A 14,723-nucleotide genomic window follows, 5' to 3' on the forward strand; every position below is an offset into this window, starting at 1 on the left:
GCAGCGGTGGTCGTCACGATGGCCAGCGGTGCTATTGCCGCATTAATTCTTGGGGTCGTTGCTCTGAGTAGACAAATCAGCGTTATCGCCGTCATAAGTGTTCTACTAGCGCTAGCGGAGCTACCAGTCGTATATTTCATGGTCTCGATGGCCAGGAGGATGGGCGACCTGTGATGTCCGTTGATCATGATCGCCTCTCTAACCGCCACGCGGTCCGCGCTGCTGGTACGTGTTGCGCTATTGAGTTAAGCTATCCACGGCGCGCGGTGGGTACAACTCAAAGTCTCAACAAACATCATGGTTTCCACGATGCCTCATCACTCGGTGACCGCCCGGTTCGTAGCGGCCTGCTTGGCTGTTCTCTCATTCTCGGTGGCCACGTCAGCGTCGGATGTTCCGGCCGACTTGGTGGTGCTCGACGCGGTGGTCCTGACCATGGATGCCGAAACGCCGGAGGCCGAAGCCTTGGCGGTGCGCGATGGCCGCTTCGTGGCGGTCGGCTCGGGCGAGGCGGTTCGTCCGCTCATCGGACCGAAGACCAAAGTGCTGCACGCCCACGGCAAGGTGCTGGTGCCGGGCTTTAACGATGCTCACATTCATCCCTCGCCGATGTTCGATGAGCTGTCGCCGCTGGGCAAGGTGCCGTGCGGGCCGAACGACGTGGGATCGATCGACGAGCTGGTCGCGCGGATGCAGAAGAAAGCGGCCGTCACGCCGGCGGGGAAGTGGGTGCGTGGCTCGCGCTACGAGGACACCAAGCTGGGACGCTACCTTACGCGCGACGACCTGGACCGCGTGAGCACCTCGCACCCGGTGTATGTCAGTCATTCCAGCGGCCATCTGTCGTCGGTTAACTCGCTGGCGCTCGACCAGGCGGGCATCACCGATCAAACACCCGATCCGCGCGGCGGTGCATTCGATCGCGACGACGATGGACGCCCCAACGGGGTGTGTCGCGAGTCGGCTCAGAGCAAGGTGCTGGGGGCAGGTCCATCGACTCCCAGTCCTTCGAAGAGCGAGTGGATCGAAGGAATACAGCGCCGTTTTCGCGAGTACTCGAAGTGCGGCATCACCAGCATCCAGCACGCTGGCACGAGCCCCACCACGCTGCGCAAGTACGCCTTGCTGCAAGCCCAGGAGCAGCGCGTGCGGATTTCGGTGATGCTCCGCCGCAAGTACTTGGACGAACTGGAGCAGATGGTTGCCGAGTCGGGCCGGGGGAATGAGTGGCTCCGCATCGGAGCGATCAAGACGTACCACGGCAACTCGCTCTCCGGCCGCACGTGCTGGCTGTACGAACCGTACGATGGTCGACCCGGCTACTACGGAATTCCTCCCGCGGCGTCGCAGGAAACGCTCAATCGCCGCGTGCTCGAGATTCACTCCGCCGGCATGCAGGCTTGCATCCACTCCAACGGCGACCGTGAGATCGACATGGTACTCAACGCCTACGAAGCGGCGCTCGAGGCCGAGCCGCGCGCCAACCACCGGCATCGCATCGAGCACGCCAGCATCTGCAACCAGGAGATACTTGACCGCGTGAAACGGCTGGGCGTGGTGCTGGCGCCGCATTCCTACGTGTGGGAACATGGCGACAAGATGGAAGCCTACGGCCCGCAGCGGTGGCCGTGGATGCACGCCAATGGCACGGCCATGCGAATGGAGATACCTGTGGCCGGCAACAGCGACTCGCCCGTTAGCGCTGCGGTGCCGCTGCTGCGCATCCAGAGCATGGTGACACGCACCAGCAAGGAGGGCAAAGTGTACGGGCGCGAGCAACGTGTCCCCGTCGAACAAGCCATCTATGCCTGGACCATGGGCAGCGCGTACGCTTCGTTCGAAGAGGACATCAAGGGCTCGCTCACCGTGGGCAAGCTGGCCGACTTCGTCATGCTATCGGACGACCCTCGCACCGTGGCGCCCGAGACGATCAAGGACATCGAAGTGGAGCTGACCGCCGTGGGGGGAGAAGTGGTCTATCGCAGCGCGTCGCTTGCGGACTAGGTCGATGGGCCAGTCGCACAGCTAGCACTTCTCTTCACCTTCGATTGAAGTTGACGCGCGATCCCGCTGCGGACCACACTGGTAGTTCCACCCTATCGACTCATGGAGGATTCGACGATGTCCCATGCGATGTTTGCCCTTGCCCTTTCGACTGTCTTGGTCTGTTCCGCCCGTGCCAGCGAAGTTCAGCTCAGTGAACTGTTCGAGGTCGAGACGACCCAGGTGGAGCAGCTGGTCGGCATCGGCCTTGCGCTCGATCCGCAAGCCATCATGCGATTGGAGCCGCGACCCAGCAGTGCAGAGCTTGCTGTGTTCTTGAACAAGGCTCGCCGCGCTGGAGTGCCCATCAATCCGCCGGACTGGTTCAATGATCAAGAACACCTGGTGCCAGTGCGTGTGTCCGCGCAACTTCCCGCCGGCGGCGCGGGTGCCGGGGAGTTGCTCGACTGTCAGGTGACCTCGCTCGATGATCGCGGCATCAAAGGTTTGATGCTGCTGTCGGTGCACTTGCAGGATAGCGCCGGAGGTGGCCCGGAAAACATGGCAGTGGCCCGCGGGGTGGTCGAGGACGCCGGGCAGGTTGCTGGCGGCGCGCGGCTCGAGCAGGATTGCTCCGAGTCGATTGCCACCGACGAAGCGAACGAGTGGATCACGTTCCGCTTGAAGGAAGATCATGGCCTGGCGGCAAACCTCGCAATGCTCACCGACGCTGCGGACCGAATCAGAGAGCACTATTCGGGCTACTATTCGTCCACGAAGTCCGATGCCGTTCCGATTGCGGAGGTTCACGGAACGCGCCGGCTGCGAGTGCGCATCCCTTCAGCCTACACCAGCCAGGTGGAGCTATTCGTCAGTGAGATCAATGAGAAGAAACTAGCGGCGCTGGACGCCGAGGGGCAAAACCAGAGTGCGACAGATCCCTACTCGCAGGCTCGTGAGCGAATCGAGCAGGCGTATCGCGACCGCTTACAGAGCATCCTGAGCTACATTCCAGGCGTGCGCGTGGCAGTGAGCGCCGAGATGATGCGCGTGGAAGACTCGACTGCCGAATCGTACAAGCCACGGGCACTGTACGCGTCGATTGCTGTGCCGCGCGACTATGTGTTCGCGGTCATCCAGCAGAAGAATCCGGAAGTCGACTTCGCGCAGGTGATCGACACGGACTACTTGGCGGTGGAAAGTGACGTCAAGTTGAACGTCGAACGGATCGTACAGAACATCCTGCCACATTTGTCGCTGGGAGAGGATGAGTACAAACAAGTGAGCGTGACTTTCTATCACGATGTGCAGGAGGCGACAAAGCCGACTCCGACATCGAAATCGACGGGTGAGCAAGTTCATCAGATTGATCCCGACGAACTCGAGCCGCGACTGCGGACGCTGTTGGACGGCAAGCCTGAATTCGAGTTGAGCGTCGATTTCGTTCCCAAGTCGCAGCCCAGCGATAAGGATTCGATAGAGGTGGCAGTGCACGTAGAGCTCACAATCCCCCGATCATACTCACGGAAGCAAGCCCACCTTGCTGCGTTCGAGGCTGGCAAAAATTCCGCCGAATGGGCCGACGTGGTGGCGATCGAGAGTCGGCTGAAGCAAGAGCATCAGAAACTGATCGAAGATGCTCTGGCCGAATGTGGCTACCAAGGGCCGGACGTGTCGCAGGTGGAGATCATCTACGACGACTTTCAGTAACCGCTCGCCTTCCAAAATATCGGTCCATCACGCTCTGGTTGGCGGCGCGAGAACCGTAGAGTAGTATGGACGCCACAGGGGGGCGACATTGGGGGTCGCTCTGTCCGCTCTACATTCCTTTTCGGGCTGGACCAGTTGGTGCTATGAGAACTTTCCTTATCGGCCTTGCCATCGCGTTTGGTTTGTTGGTCGTTGTGCTGTTTATGGGAGCGATGTGGATCGGGCTTCAGATAGAGTCGGGGGCTGTGCCCGACACCGTGATCGTGTCCGGCGAAGATTTGAGCGAGCCGGCGCTCGAGGCCATCAACAAAGCGATCACGCTACGGCCCGGCGAGACAATCGCCTTTTTCTACAGCACGGGCGTGTGGGATTGGGAAGAAGACGGCAACCTGATCACCAACCAGCGTGTCGTCTCCTACATGCAGGAAGAGGATGGCGAACTGTTCGTCGAGGAAGCGGACTACGCCAACATTGCGGAGATCGAAACGGAATTCAGCGACAATTGGATAGAGGACACGCTCGTGTGGATCACTCCCAAGGAGGAAGAGGACTTTGTCATAGCGCTGTCGATCGAAGAAGACTTGGATCATCCAGCGGTGGAGTATATCGAGCGCAAGCTTGAAGAGGCCAAGCAGTAGTGCTTGTGAAGATTCTTATGCTTTGCTGCCCATCCCCAGATTCTCCAGCACTCGGCTGGCTGCTTCGGACTTATTGAGCACGTAGAGGTGGATGCCGGGGACGCCGGCTTTTGCCAAGTCTTCCATTTGGCGAGTGGCGAACTCGACGCCGGTGTCGAATTGCGCTGCTTCGTCGTCGCCGGCCGATTGCAGTGCGTCGACAAATGCCTGCGGGAGCTTGGCGCCGCACAGCGAGGTGATTCGCTGGATCTGGGCGAAGTTCGTCACCGGCAGCAAGCCCGGCACGATCGGCACGTTGATGCCCAGCGTGGTGCAGCGGTCGCGAAACGCGAAGAAGTCGGCGTTTTCGTAGAACAGTTGCGTGATCACCACATCGGCGCCAGCGTCGACCTTGCGGCGGAGGTTCTCCAGGTCGACGTCCATGCTGGGGGCTTCGAGGTGCTTCTCGGGATAGCCGGCCACAGCGATGCCCATGTCGGCGAACTGCTCCCGGATGAAGCCCACCAGCTCGTTCGCGTAGCGAAAGCCGCCTTCAGTGGCCACGAAAGCATCCTCGCCCTTGGGCGGGTCGCCGCGCAGGGCCACTACGTTGTCGACGCCTCGCGCGCGAGCTTCGGTCAGGTACTGGGCCAACTGGTCGGCTGTGCGATTGACGCATGTCAGGTGCGTGGCGACCGGCAGGCCGCTCGTTTCGCGCACGCGGGCCACGATGTCGAGTGTCTTACCCTGGGTGGAACCGCCAGCGCCGTAGGTGCAAGTGATGTAGGCCGGTTTGAATTCGACGAGCCGCTCGACGTGACGAAACAGGGCCTTCTCGCCTGCTTCGGTCTTGGGAGGAAACAACTCGAACGACAGGCTGAGTTGGTCGGTGGAATAGGTTTCGGCGAGGGACATGCAGTAGTACCAAGGCTAATAACTCGAAAACACATCGTGGCCCCGTATCTTAGCAGACCACGATCCCCTTGGCGTGGGGCCCTGGGCCGCAGAACCGTTAAAGCCCGCACGGCGGCTACAGCCGTTGGCGGCAGGCGTGGCTAGTTGCCGCAGCACGGCTGCCCGGGGGGGTCGCGTGGCCTACGTTTGCAGGAAACGAACTTTCCTGTCGGGGCGCCGCGACGATGACCAATACCGTACTCATAATACTCGGTGGATGCCTGCTGGGTGCTTTGCAACTAGTTGTTGGAGTCGCCATCGGATGGTGGCTTCGCCGCCCCGCGCCCGGTAGTCGCGACGTCGACCTGGGCCGCGCCCGATCGTTGGCGCTCGAGCTGCATGGGCTGACGCAGAGCATCGGGATGCGCGTGGCCGACCATCGCTCGCGGTTCGAAGCGGCCAGCGCCCGCTTGCAGGAAGCGCCCGCCGACAAGCATCATCCCACCACCGACCTGGTTGTGGGCGTGGTGGGTGAGATCCTGGCTGCCAACCGACAGTTGCAGGAGGAGCTGCACGCAGCGGAGGACCAGATCGCGGAGCAGGCGCGGGAGATCGAGTCGCACCTGACCACGTCGTTGACCGATCCATTGACCCGATTGCCTAATCGTCGCGCGCTCGACGAACAACTCGCCACCCGCCTGGGCGACTACCGCAAGCATGGTACTCCGTTCTCGGTCGTGATGGTGGACGTCGATCACTTCAAGCAGATCAACGACGACTTCGGCCACCAGATGGGCGACGATGTGCTGGTGAGCCTGGCGGGGGCGCTGCGCACTTCGTTGCGCCGACACGACTTCGTCGGTCGCTACGGCGGCGAGGAGTTCGCCATCGTTCTGCCGCATACCACGCTCGACGAAGGTCACCATGCGGTGGCAAAAGCTCAAGAAGCACTCCGCATGCTGAGCGATCAGTTCCAACAGCTCGAGCGGCCCATCACCGCCAGCGCCGGCATCGCTTCGATTGAACCGGGCGAAGAAGTTTCGACGCTCGTAAAGCGGGCCGACGAGGCGCTCTACGCGGCGAAGCACAACGGCCGCAACTGCACGTGGATTCACGACGGCGCCGAGTGCCTGCCGCTCGACGAGCAACTTGCCGCCGAGCCAACCTGGCAAGCGCCCGCCAATGAAGACACAGAGGGCAATGAGTCGGCAAGCCAGCCCCTTTCGGCCGCGATGGCCGGCGCCTGCGACGACCTGAGGGCTGCGATGACGAGCACGGTGAGCGAGTAGCCGGGACTCAGCGCGTAAGGGGAAGTGGGCCAATCTGCGGCATTTCGCCGAATTGCGATTTCCTGAAGTTGTTCGTGCAATTTTCGGTAGAACCCGGTATAATCGCGGGCCAACTCCCACCTTGTGTCGCTATCCTCCCGGCCCGCCGAGCGACCACCTATGCCCCGCCTATCGTTGTGCATCGCTCTCCTGCTCACTTGCGCTTGCGGTGCGCAGGTTGCTTTGAGCGAACCGCTGGAGCCGATTGCCGACTACCAGCATCTGGCCGGCCCGCTGGTCGAGCAGTACTGCTCGGATTGCCATTCGGGCGACTCGGCCGAGGCGGGGCTCGAACTGGACAAGCTGCAGTCGGGCGACCGCTTTCAGGAGGATCGCAATACGTGGAAGGACGTCGTGGCTCGGCTCAAGGCGGGCGACATGCCGCCGGCCGATTACGACGCGCCCACCGACGAAGAACGCGCGAAGCTAGTGGGTTGGATCGAGGCGAAGCTCGCACAACTCGACTGCAGCGTGCCGCAGGATCCGGGCTGGGTGACACTGCGTCGGCTGAACCGCGATCAGTACCGCAACACGATTCGCGACCTGCTGATGGTTGACTTCCAGCCGGCCAAGACCTTCCCGCCCGACGATCTGGCGTACGGCTTTGATAACAACGCCGATATGCTGTCGCTCACTCCAGTGTTGCTGGAGAAGTACCTGAATGCCGCACGGGATATCTCGCGCCAGGCGCTGTTGGTGCCCGAGTCGCAGACCGAAAACGTGTACGACGTACCGCGACTCCATTGGCAGGGCGGACAGTCGGATCGCGACGGCCGCCGCGAGCTGTGGAGCAACGGGGCGGTGGAGTTCGTGTACGAGTTCCCCAAACCGGGTCGCTATTGGTTGCGAGTTCGCGTGTCGGCCGATCAGGCTGGGCCCGATCCGGTGCACATGGCGATCCTCGACAAGAGCCACGTTGTGCAGACGATCGAAGTGCATGTCAACGACGAGACTTCCGAGGAGTTCACCGTCGCGTTCGACGTCGAGCGGGGGAAGCGTCGCTTGGGAGTCGCGTTTACCAACGACTATAGTGAGGATGGTGATCGCAATCTGTTCATTCGCAAGTTTGAACTGATCGGTCCCTACGAGGACCTGATCGACAGCGCGCCGCGTGCCCATAAGAAATGGTTTGCCAAATCACCCACCGCCGACCAGTGGCGCGACGAGCAAGCGTGGCGGCCGATTGCACGAGAGTCGCTTGAACAATTTGCCACGGTCTGTTTTCGCCGCCCGGTGCCCGAGGAGCAGATCGACCGCTTGATTGAATTGCTCGACGTCCGCCGCCAGGCGGGGGATACCTACGAGCGCGCCGTGCAAGTTTCGCTCGAAGCGATGTTGGTCTCGCCGCGGTTCTTGTTCATAGGCAACATCGACCACGAGCCGCTCAAGCCCGAGGGCGACCAGCGCGGTTATCCGGTGGATGAATACGAGCTGGCCGCGCGGCTCAGTTACTTCTTGTGGAGTTCGATGCCCGACGCCACGCTGCTGCGGCTGGCTGGCGAGGGGCGATTGCGGGCGGAGCTCGGTTCGCAGGTCAATCGCATGCTCCGCGACCGCCGCGCCGAGCAGTTCACCAAGAACTTCACCGGCCAGTGGCTCGGTACGCGGCTGCTAGTGGACCTGGTGCCCGACGAGAAGCAATTCAACTCGTTCGATGGGCCCCTGCGCAGGGCGATGGCTCGCGAGGCCCAGATGCTGTTCGCCGAGGTGGTGCGTCGCGACCTGCCGATCACCACGCTGCTCGACGCCGACTTTACTTACTTGAACGAGCGGCTCGCCAAACACTACGGCATCAGCGGCGTCGAGGGACGCCACTTCCGCCGCGTGGAGTTTGCAAAGATTGAACCTTTTGCCGGCGAGCGCGGCGGTGTGATCACCATGGCGGGCGTGTTGTCCGCGACGTCGAACCCCGACCGCACTTCGCCGGTGAAGCGTGGCAAGTGGGTGCTGGGCGAACTGCTAGGCGCACCCCCGCCCGACCCTCCGCCGGGCATTACCGCGCTGGAGGAAGTAACCAAGAAAAGCGACAAGCCGCTCTCGATGCGCGAGCAGATGGCACTTCATCGTGAGGATCCATCGTGCGCGGTGTGCCACGAGCAGATGGACGCCATCGGACTGGCGCTAGAGAACTACGACCTGGTCGGGCGTTGGCGAACCGAGGACAGCGTCGGCGAGATCGATGCTTCCGGCGAGTTGCCCTCCGGCGAGAAGATCAACGGTGCGTCCGACCTGACGGCCGTATTGCTGGAGCGTCGCGAAGGGTTCCGCCGCTGCTTGGCCGAGAAGCTGATGATTTACGCTCTGGGCCGCGGCTTGGAATACTACGACGAATGCGCGGTCCGCGAGATTGCTCGCCGCACCGCCGAAGAAGACGACAAGATGCGAGCGTTGATCCTGGCGGTGATCGAAAGCGCACCTTTCCAGCAACGCCGATACGAATCCCCCAAGTAGCTTCGCGATGAGAGATACGCAACGACTTTCCATGAAACACCTCAACGCTTGCCGATTATCTGTCGTCTTGGCCGCAGCCTTTGCGCTGCCGCTGGCCGCCCTGGCCGACAATCCTGCTTTCCCGGGCGCCGATCCCCACGTCGCCGTGCTCGCGGGCAAGTACTGGGCCTACCCGACGCACACGCCGGATGCGCGAGCGCAGTTTCACGCGTTCGACATCGTGGCCTACTCGTCGAAGAACCTGATCGACTGGGAGGCCACCGAACCCGTCCTGAAAATCGAGGACATTTCCTGGATCAAGGACGACGGCGCGCGAGATCACTGGTTGTGGGCGCCGGGCATTACGGAGAAGGATGGCAAGTACTATCTCTACTACAGCGTAGGGCCGCAGAACCCCACGCCCAGCCGCATCGGCGTCGCTGTGAGTGATACGCCCGACGGTACGTTCAAGGATAGCGGCAAGCCACTTTTGACCGGCGGCGACGGGTTCGAAGCGATCGACCCGATGGTGTTTCACGACAAGGACGGTACCAGCTACTTCTACGCTGGCGGCAGCGCCGGTGCGACGCTCCGCGTGTGGAAACTGAAACCCAACATGGTGGAACTGGGCGAAGAGATCGAGGTCGACACCCCGCCGAATTTCACCGAAGGGGCGTTCATGCACGAGATCGATGGTACCTACTACCTCTCCTACAGCCACGGAGGCTGGAACAACCCGAACTACTCGGTGCACTACGCGACGTCCGACTCGCCCACCGGTCCGTGGGAGTACCAGGGTGCGATTCTCAACTCGCAGGGTGGTTTCCAGGGCACGGGGCATCACTCGTTTTTCCAGCATCCCCAGACGGGCCAGTGGTACATCGCCTATCACTACTGGCCCACCACCAAGACTGAACCGCCGCTCGAGGGTGTGCGTCAATGCGCCATCCAGCAGGTCACGTTCGGTCCAGATGGCAAAATCGAAAAGATTGTACCTACCAAGGGCGGTCCCGCAGCGGCTTTGTTACAATGAACTCCTGCCCAGCTCGACCCAGATCATGGACGGTTCGAGCCAGGCGTTAACCCTCGTGAGGTCATGATGCCTTTCCAACCGATTGCACGTCGCACGTTCCTGCGTGGTCTGGGCACTGCTGTTGCGCTGCCAGCGCTCGAAGCGATGACCCCCATCGCCGCAGCCGCGCCGGTGGCCAGCAAAGCGCCGCAGCGGTTGGCGTTTCTCTACGTGCCCAACGGCGTGAATATGTCCGATTGGACACCCGACGACGTGGGCGAGGATTTCAAGCTGAAGAACATCCTCGAGCCGCTGGCCGAAGTGCAGCAGCATATTTCCATTTTCAGCGGCCTCGGTTGCGACAACGCCCGCAGCAAAGGCGACGGCCCTGGCGACCACGCTCGCAGCGCCGCGGCGTTCCTCACCGGCATGCACCCAGTGAAGACCGAAGGCCGCGACATCCGCGCCGGTGTGTCGGTCGATCACATCGCCGCCAAGTACATCGCCGGCGACACGCCGTTCCCGACGCTCGAGTTGGGCTGCGAAGCAGGGCGTCTGGCGGGCACGTGCGACAGCGGCTATAGCTGCGCGTACTCCAACAGCATCTCGTGGCGTTCGCCTTCGCAACCGTCCGGCAAAGAGGTCAATCCGCAATTGGTGTTCGACCGCCTGTTCGGCGGCGGCACCGCATCCGACGTGCCGGAGTCGCAGTTCCGCCGCCACCAGCGGCAGCAGAGCATCCTCGACTTCGTTTCCGAAGACACCAAGCGCTTGCAGCGGCGGATCAGCACGGCCGACCGCCGCAAGCTCGATCAGTATATGGAGAGCATCCGTGGCGTCGAGCGACGAATCAACGACCCGACGAGCCGCCAGACGTTGACCGATCTGAAGCGACCCGAAGGAGTGCCCAAGGACTACGGCGCGCACATTCGCCTGATGGGCGACCTGATGATCTTGGCCCTGCAGGCCGACCTGACGCGGGTGACCACGTTGATGTTCGCCAACGAGGGGAGCAATCGCCGGTATCGCGAGCTGGAGATTCGAGGCGGCCACCACGAGATTTCGCACCACCAGCACGATCCCGACAAGATCGAATCCATCCGCCAGATCAACCGCTACCACATCGAGCAACTGGCCTACATCCTCAAGCAGATGAACGAAGTGAAAGAGGGCGACTCAACGCTGTTGGCCAACACCGGCCTGGTGTACGGCAGCGCCATCCGCGACGGCAACCGCCACGATCATCACGACGTACCCGTGCTGATGGCCGGCAACCTGGGCGGCAAGATGATCACCGGCCGCCACCAGATCTTCCCCGCCAAGACACCGCTGATGAACCTGTTCCTCACCATGCTGCAAGAAGTCGGCGCCCCGGTCGAATCGGTCGGCGACAGCACCGGCACGCTGACCTTGGTGTAAGGTCGCTCCTGTGTAGTATGGCCGCCCCGGCCGTACCACCTCGTGTCATTCCGACAGGGAGTCCAGCGACCGAGAAATCTAGCGTGGAGCTGCGATAGGTTGCAGCGTGGCATTCCAAGCTCCCCAAATGGCTAATCGTCTCTGGCTAGGGAGCGTAGATTCCTCAGTCGGCGAGCCTCCTGTCGGAATGACACGAGACGCGCTACGGCCGAGGCGGCCATAGTACGAACTCCGCTACCCGCCCAGCCCGAAATGATGCGCCGCCATGCGGAAGCCGTCGGCGTGTTGGATGTGTAGTTTCCGCTTCAGGTTGGCGATGTGGTCGCGGGCGGTCGAGGCGCTGATGCCCAGCGTGTCGGCAATCTGACTGGCGCTCGCCCCGCCAGCCACCAGCACCAGCACGTGTCGCTCGCGGTCGGTGAGCGAACCGGTGAACACGCGGGTGTAGAGCACCAGCACTTGTCCGTTGTCGAGCGGGAACAAATGGAACTTCAGGGGGACGATGTCGTTATCATTGCTAATGGAGACAGCAAACGGCCCCTGCTCCTTGCGAAACATGCACGCCTGGACAAAGTGCTCGCGGCACTTTTCTTTATCGGGCCCCACCGCCAACTCCCACGGTTTGATGTTCGTCACGTCCGGAAAGCGGGGGTGCAGTACAATCGTTCCCTCGCTATCGACCACAAAGGTCTGGGTGTCGGCGAAGCCTTCGGGATTGTTGGGGTCGAGTCGCATCGGATGGTACTCGCAGGCGTGTCCGAGTTCTGAAATATCCCGACAAGCAGCGTGGCGGGGCGCCATCAGCGATCATAGCCGCACTTGCCAGGGTTGGCCAGTGATTCCATTGGCATCGAGTGCGCGCTACGCTATTTGCCCAAGCCGAAATGATGCGCTGCCATACGAAAGCCATCGGCGTGATGGATGTGCAGCTTCCGCTTCAGATTGGCAATGTGATCGCGGGCTGTCGAGGCGCTGATGCCCAATGCGTCGGCAATCTGATTGGCGCTTGCGCCGCCGGCCACCAACACCAGCACGTGTCGCTCGCGGTCGGTCAGATCTCCGTTGAATACACGAGTGTAGTAGACCAGTACCTGCCCCTCATCGAGCGGAAACAAATGGAAACGCAGCGGATAGGTTTCCTCGCTGTAGTGGATCGAGACAACGAACGGCCCTTGCGGCTCGCGGAACATACACGCCTGGACATAATGTTCGCGGCACTTTTCCTTATCGGCCCCAATTGCCCAATCCCAAGGCTTGGTGCCTACGACATCCGGATAGCGGGGATGCAGCACAATGGTCCCTTCGCGATCCACCACGTATGCATACGTGTCGGCAAAGCTCTCGGGGTTGGTGACGTCGACGCGCATCGGATGGTCGAAGTGAACTCGAGCGGAAAAAGAAATCAAGAAAAGCAATGAGGCCACGGGCTAACCGCGATCATAGCCGCAGGGAGCTGGGTTTGCCAGGGTTTTTCGAGGCCTGTGACTCCGTCCTTTGGACTTCCGTGATGTACAATGGAGCCATCCCCACACAACAACGCAGGATCCCCTCATGTCTAGTAGAGAGATGCTTGTTTTCCTCGCCGCAGTACTGTGTTGCCTGGTCGCCAGCACCACCAGTGCCAAAGACAATTCGCCGCGCCAGCACTTGGACCTTCTCTACCGCCCGGACGCAGCAACCCCCTACGAGCAGGAGCAATGCCGACTGGACTTGTACTTGCCGAAAACCGGCGACAGCTTTGCGACGCTCCTTTGGGTGCACGGGGGCGGGATCCAGGCCGATAGCAGTCCGCCGAACGGCAAACGCGACGACATCGCCATGCGCGTGGTGTCCACGTTTGTTCGCCAGGGCTACGCGGTGGCCTCGGTGGAATATCGGATGAGTCCCCGCGTGCATTATCCCGAGTACGTCGACGATATTGCCGCGGCGCTGGCGTACGTGCACCAGCACATCGCCGAGCATGGGGGTGACCCCGACCGACTATTCCTCGCCGGGCACTCGGCCGGAGGCTACCTGGTGGCGATGGTCGCGGTGGATCGCCCGCGGCTCAAGCAACTGGGCGTCGATGCCGATTGCATCGCGGGCTGCATGCCGATCTCGGGCCAGATGATCACCCACTCGACCGTACGCGGCGAAGAAGGCACGCCCCGCACCCGCCCAGTGGTCGACGCCCGTTCGCCGCTGGGTAATGTCGACCAGCGGTTGCCAGCGTTTCTCTGCATCGTCGGCAACCGGGACCTTCCGTTAAGGTCTTTGGAAAACGAGTACTTCGTCGCCGCGGTGAAGAACACGGGTCATCGAGACGCAACCTTCCTGGAAGTGAAAGATCGCGACCACTCGACAATCGCTTCGCGCATCGACCAAGAGGGCGACCAAGTGGCGGCCGCTATGCAAGAATTCATGTCGCGGCGCATGAAGGAATTGTCCGATGCAGGCGATCGCTGACTCCCAAAGGACGCCGCCAGAAGCTCTTACTCCCCAGAAGTCTCCCGTTTCGCGTGGGAAATCACGAAGTCCACCAGCTCCTGATTCTGGAACCAGCCCTCCCACATCGTATGGCCACGTCCCTCCGCTACGCGCAGGGTCATCGGCCCGCCGAGCTGCTTGTACCGATCGTGCAGCACCTGCGAGTTCTTCTCCAGCGGAACCACTTTGTCGATGTCGCCGTGGTAGTGGAAGATGGGGACCTTCGCCTTGGCCAGCGGCGCCAGGCGATCGTTGGGATTGTGCTTCTCCAGTTCTTTCGCTAGCTGTTCTGCCGGCATGTCGTAGGCGGCACTGGCCTTTTTGAGGCCCGGATAGCTGGCGAGATTGCTGACAGGATAGATGCCGGCAATGCACCGCACGGACTTGGGGTTTTCGACGGCCCAGTTGTACAGCATCAGTCCGCCGCGGCTGCGGGCCAGCAGGCACGGCTGCTTTGCCATGCCGCGGTTGTCGACCAGCTCGCGATAGAGCGCCGAGTAGACCTCGCGACCTTTGGGATTGCCATGCGACTCACCGACATCGACGCCAGCAATGGCGATCCCCTCGGCCAGGAACTTCTCGAACATCCACTTCTCCTCCTTGGCCGGATACCTGCCCACCGTGGGGGCGTACCAGACCCAAGGAGTTGGCTCCTCGTCGTCGACATCCTCCGGCAGAATGAGAAACGCGGTGTGCCCGTCTAACGAAAACACCTGCCCCTCGACCGGCAACTTCCTCGTGGGCGCAGGAGTGTCTCCGAGAGCCCAGCTTGCTAGGGAGAGACTTAAGAGGAGTACGATCGATGCAGGGATGGTTTGGAAGTTAGTCATGGAAAGTGTGGGGAGAATGTTAGGTTTTGACTTT

At 61.6% G+C, this 14,723-nt stretch carries 12 protein-coding genes; 8 read left to right on the forward strand and 4 right to left on the reverse strand.

Annotation, left to right across the window (positions count from 1 at the left end; translation table 11 throughout):
• The first annotated feature begins 309 nt into the window (after window positions 1-309).
• The 3 genes from ACQK2L_RS10600 to ACQK2L_RS10610 all read left to right on the forward strand — a co-directional run bounded on the left by ACQK2L_RS10600 (window position 310) and on the right by ACQK2L_RS10610 (window position 4,331).
• The gene (locus tag ACQK2L_RS10600) at window positions 310-2,004 is read left to right on the forward strand and encodes an amidohydrolase (RefSeq protein ID WP_425396933.1); all 1,695 of its coding nucleotides are present in this window, start codon (window positions 310-312) and stop codon (window positions 2,002-2,004) included.
• A 117-nt stretch (window positions 2,005-2,121) separates the two neighbouring features.
• Window positions 2,122-3,693, forward strand: a complete 1,572-nt coding sequence (locus ACQK2L_RS10605) for a hypothetical protein (protein ID WP_425396934.1) — start codon at window positions 2,122-2,124, stop codon at window positions 3,691-3,693.
• A 143-nt stretch (window positions 3,694-3,836) separates the two neighbouring features.
• On the forward strand, window positions 3,837-4,331 hold the full coding sequence (locus ACQK2L_RS10610) for a hypothetical protein (protein WP_425396935.1): 495 nt from the start codon (window positions 3,837-3,839) through the stop codon (window positions 4,329-4,331).
• 15 nt (window positions 4,332-4,346) lie between these two features.
• Here ACQK2L_RS10610 and metF read toward each other — a convergent pair whose 3' ends face one another.
• On the reverse strand, window positions 4,347-5,225 hold the full coding sequence (gene metF / locus ACQK2L_RS10615; protein WP_425396936.1) for a methylenetetrahydrofolate reductase [NAD(P)H]: 879 nt from the start codon (window positions 5,223-5,225) through the stop codon (window positions 4,347-4,349).
• 224 nt (window positions 5,226-5,449) lie between these two features.
• Here metF and ACQK2L_RS10620 point away from each other — a divergent pair, with 224 nt between their 5' ends.
• From ACQK2L_RS10620 to ACQK2L_RS10635, 4 genes are all read left to right on the forward strand, one after another.
• A complete protein-coding gene (locus ACQK2L_RS10620; RefSeq protein WP_425396937.1) occupies window positions 5,450-6,493 on the forward strand; it encodes a GGDEF domain-containing protein in 1,044 nt (347 codons plus the stop codon).
• Between the two features lie 159 nt (window positions 6,494-6,652).
• Entirely contained in the window at window positions 6,653-8,983 is a 2,331-nt protein-coding gene (locus tag ACQK2L_RS10625; protein WP_425396938.1) for a DUF1592 domain-containing protein, read from the forward strand.
• 31 nt (window positions 8,984-9,014) lie between these two features.
• On the forward strand, window positions 9,015-9,995 hold the full coding sequence (locus tag ACQK2L_RS10630) for a family 43 glycosylhydrolase (protein WP_425396939.1): 981 nt from the start codon (window positions 9,015-9,017) through the stop codon (window positions 9,993-9,995).
• A gap of 63 nt (window positions 9,996-10,058) precedes the next feature.
• Window positions 10,059-11,393, forward strand: coding sequence for a DUF1552 domain-containing protein (locus ACQK2L_RS10635; protein WP_425396940.1), 1,335 nt, complete (start codon window positions 10,059-10,061; stop codon window positions 11,391-11,393).
• Between the two features lie 234 nt (window positions 11,394-11,627).
• Here ACQK2L_RS10635 and ACQK2L_RS10640 read toward each other — a convergent pair whose 3' ends face one another.
• Both ACQK2L_RS10640 and ACQK2L_RS10645 read right to left on the reverse strand, forming a co-directional pair.
• Complete coding sequence (locus ACQK2L_RS10640; RefSeq protein ID WP_425396941.1) at window positions 11,628-12,128, reverse strand: helix-turn-helix domain-containing protein; 501 nt, start codon at window positions 12,126-12,128, stop codon at window positions 11,628-11,630.
• 131 nt (window positions 12,129-12,259) lie between these two features.
• Complete coding sequence (locus ACQK2L_RS10645) at window positions 12,260-12,760, reverse strand: LuxR C-terminal-related transcriptional regulator (RefSeq protein ID WP_425396942.1); 501 nt, start codon at window positions 12,758-12,760, stop codon at window positions 12,260-12,262.
• Window positions 12,761-12,944: 184 nt separating this feature from the next.
• Here ACQK2L_RS10645 and ACQK2L_RS10650 point away from each other — a divergent pair, with 184 nt between their 5' ends.
• Window positions 12,945-13,838: an alpha/beta hydrolase gene (locus ACQK2L_RS10650; RefSeq protein ID WP_425396943.1), complete on the forward strand. Its 894-nt coding sequence runs from the start codon at window positions 12,945-12,947 to the stop codon at window positions 13,836-13,838.
• A 26-nt stretch (window positions 13,839-13,864) separates the two neighbouring features.
• Here ACQK2L_RS10650 and ACQK2L_RS10655 read toward each other — a convergent pair whose 3' ends face one another.
• Complete coding sequence (locus ACQK2L_RS10655) at window positions 13,865-14,689, reverse strand: alpha/beta hydrolase family protein (protein WP_425396944.1); 825 nt, start codon at window positions 14,687-14,689, stop codon at window positions 13,865-13,867.
• Between the last annotated feature and the right edge of the window lie 34 nt (window positions 14,690-14,723).

Source organism: Aeoliella sp. (assembly GCF_965227375.1).
Classification (GTDB): domain Bacteria; phylum Planctomycetota; class Planctomycetia; order Pirellulales; family Lacipirellulaceae; genus Aeoliella.

Excerpts from the sequence above, each read along its gene's own strand:
- ACQK2L_RS10600 (WP_425396933.1), top strand. The coding sequence starts at position 310 with ATGCCTCATCACTCGGTGACCGCCCGGTTCGTAGCGGCCTGCTTGGCT.
- ACQK2L_RS10605 (WP_425396934.1), top strand. The coding sequence starts at position 2,122 with ATGTCCCATGCGATGTTTGCCCTTGCCCTTTCGACTGTCTTGGTCTGT.
- ACQK2L_RS10610 (WP_425396935.1), top strand. The coding sequence starts at position 3,837 with ATGAGAACTTTCCTTATCGGCCTTGCCATCGCGTTTGGTTTGTTGGTC.
- metF (WP_425396936.1), bottom strand. The coding sequence starts at position 5,225 with ATGTCCCTCGCCGAAACCTATTCCACCGACCAACTCAGCCTGTCGTTC.
- ACQK2L_RS10620 (WP_425396937.1), top strand. The coding sequence starts at position 5,450 with ATGACCAATACCGTACTCATAATACTCGGTGGATGCCTGCTGGGTGCT.
- ACQK2L_RS10625 (WP_425396938.1), top strand. The coding sequence starts at position 6,653 with ATGCCCCGCCTATCGTTGTGCATCGCTCTCCTGCTCACTTGCGCTTGC.
- ACQK2L_RS10630 (WP_425396939.1), top strand. The coding sequence starts at position 9,015 with ATGAAACACCTCAACGCTTGCCGATTATCTGTCGTCTTGGCCGCAGCC.
- ACQK2L_RS10635 (WP_425396940.1), top strand. The coding sequence starts at position 10,059 with ATGATGCCTTTCCAACCGATTGCACGTCGCACGTTCCTGCGTGGTCTG.
- ACQK2L_RS10640 (WP_425396941.1), bottom strand. The coding sequence starts at position 12,128 with ATGCGACTCGACCCCAACAATCCCGAAGGCTTCGCCGACACCCAGACC.
- ACQK2L_RS10645 (WP_425396942.1), bottom strand. The coding sequence starts at position 12,760 with ATGCGCGTCGACGTCACCAACCCCGAGAGCTTTGCCGACACGTATGCA.
- ACQK2L_RS10650 (WP_425396943.1), top strand. The coding sequence starts at position 12,945 with ATGTCTAGTAGAGAGATGCTTGTTTTCCTCGCCGCAGTACTGTGTTGC.
- ACQK2L_RS10655 (WP_425396944.1), bottom strand. The coding sequence starts at position 14,689 with ATGACTAACTTCCAAACCATCCCTGCATCGATCGTACTCCTCTTAAGT.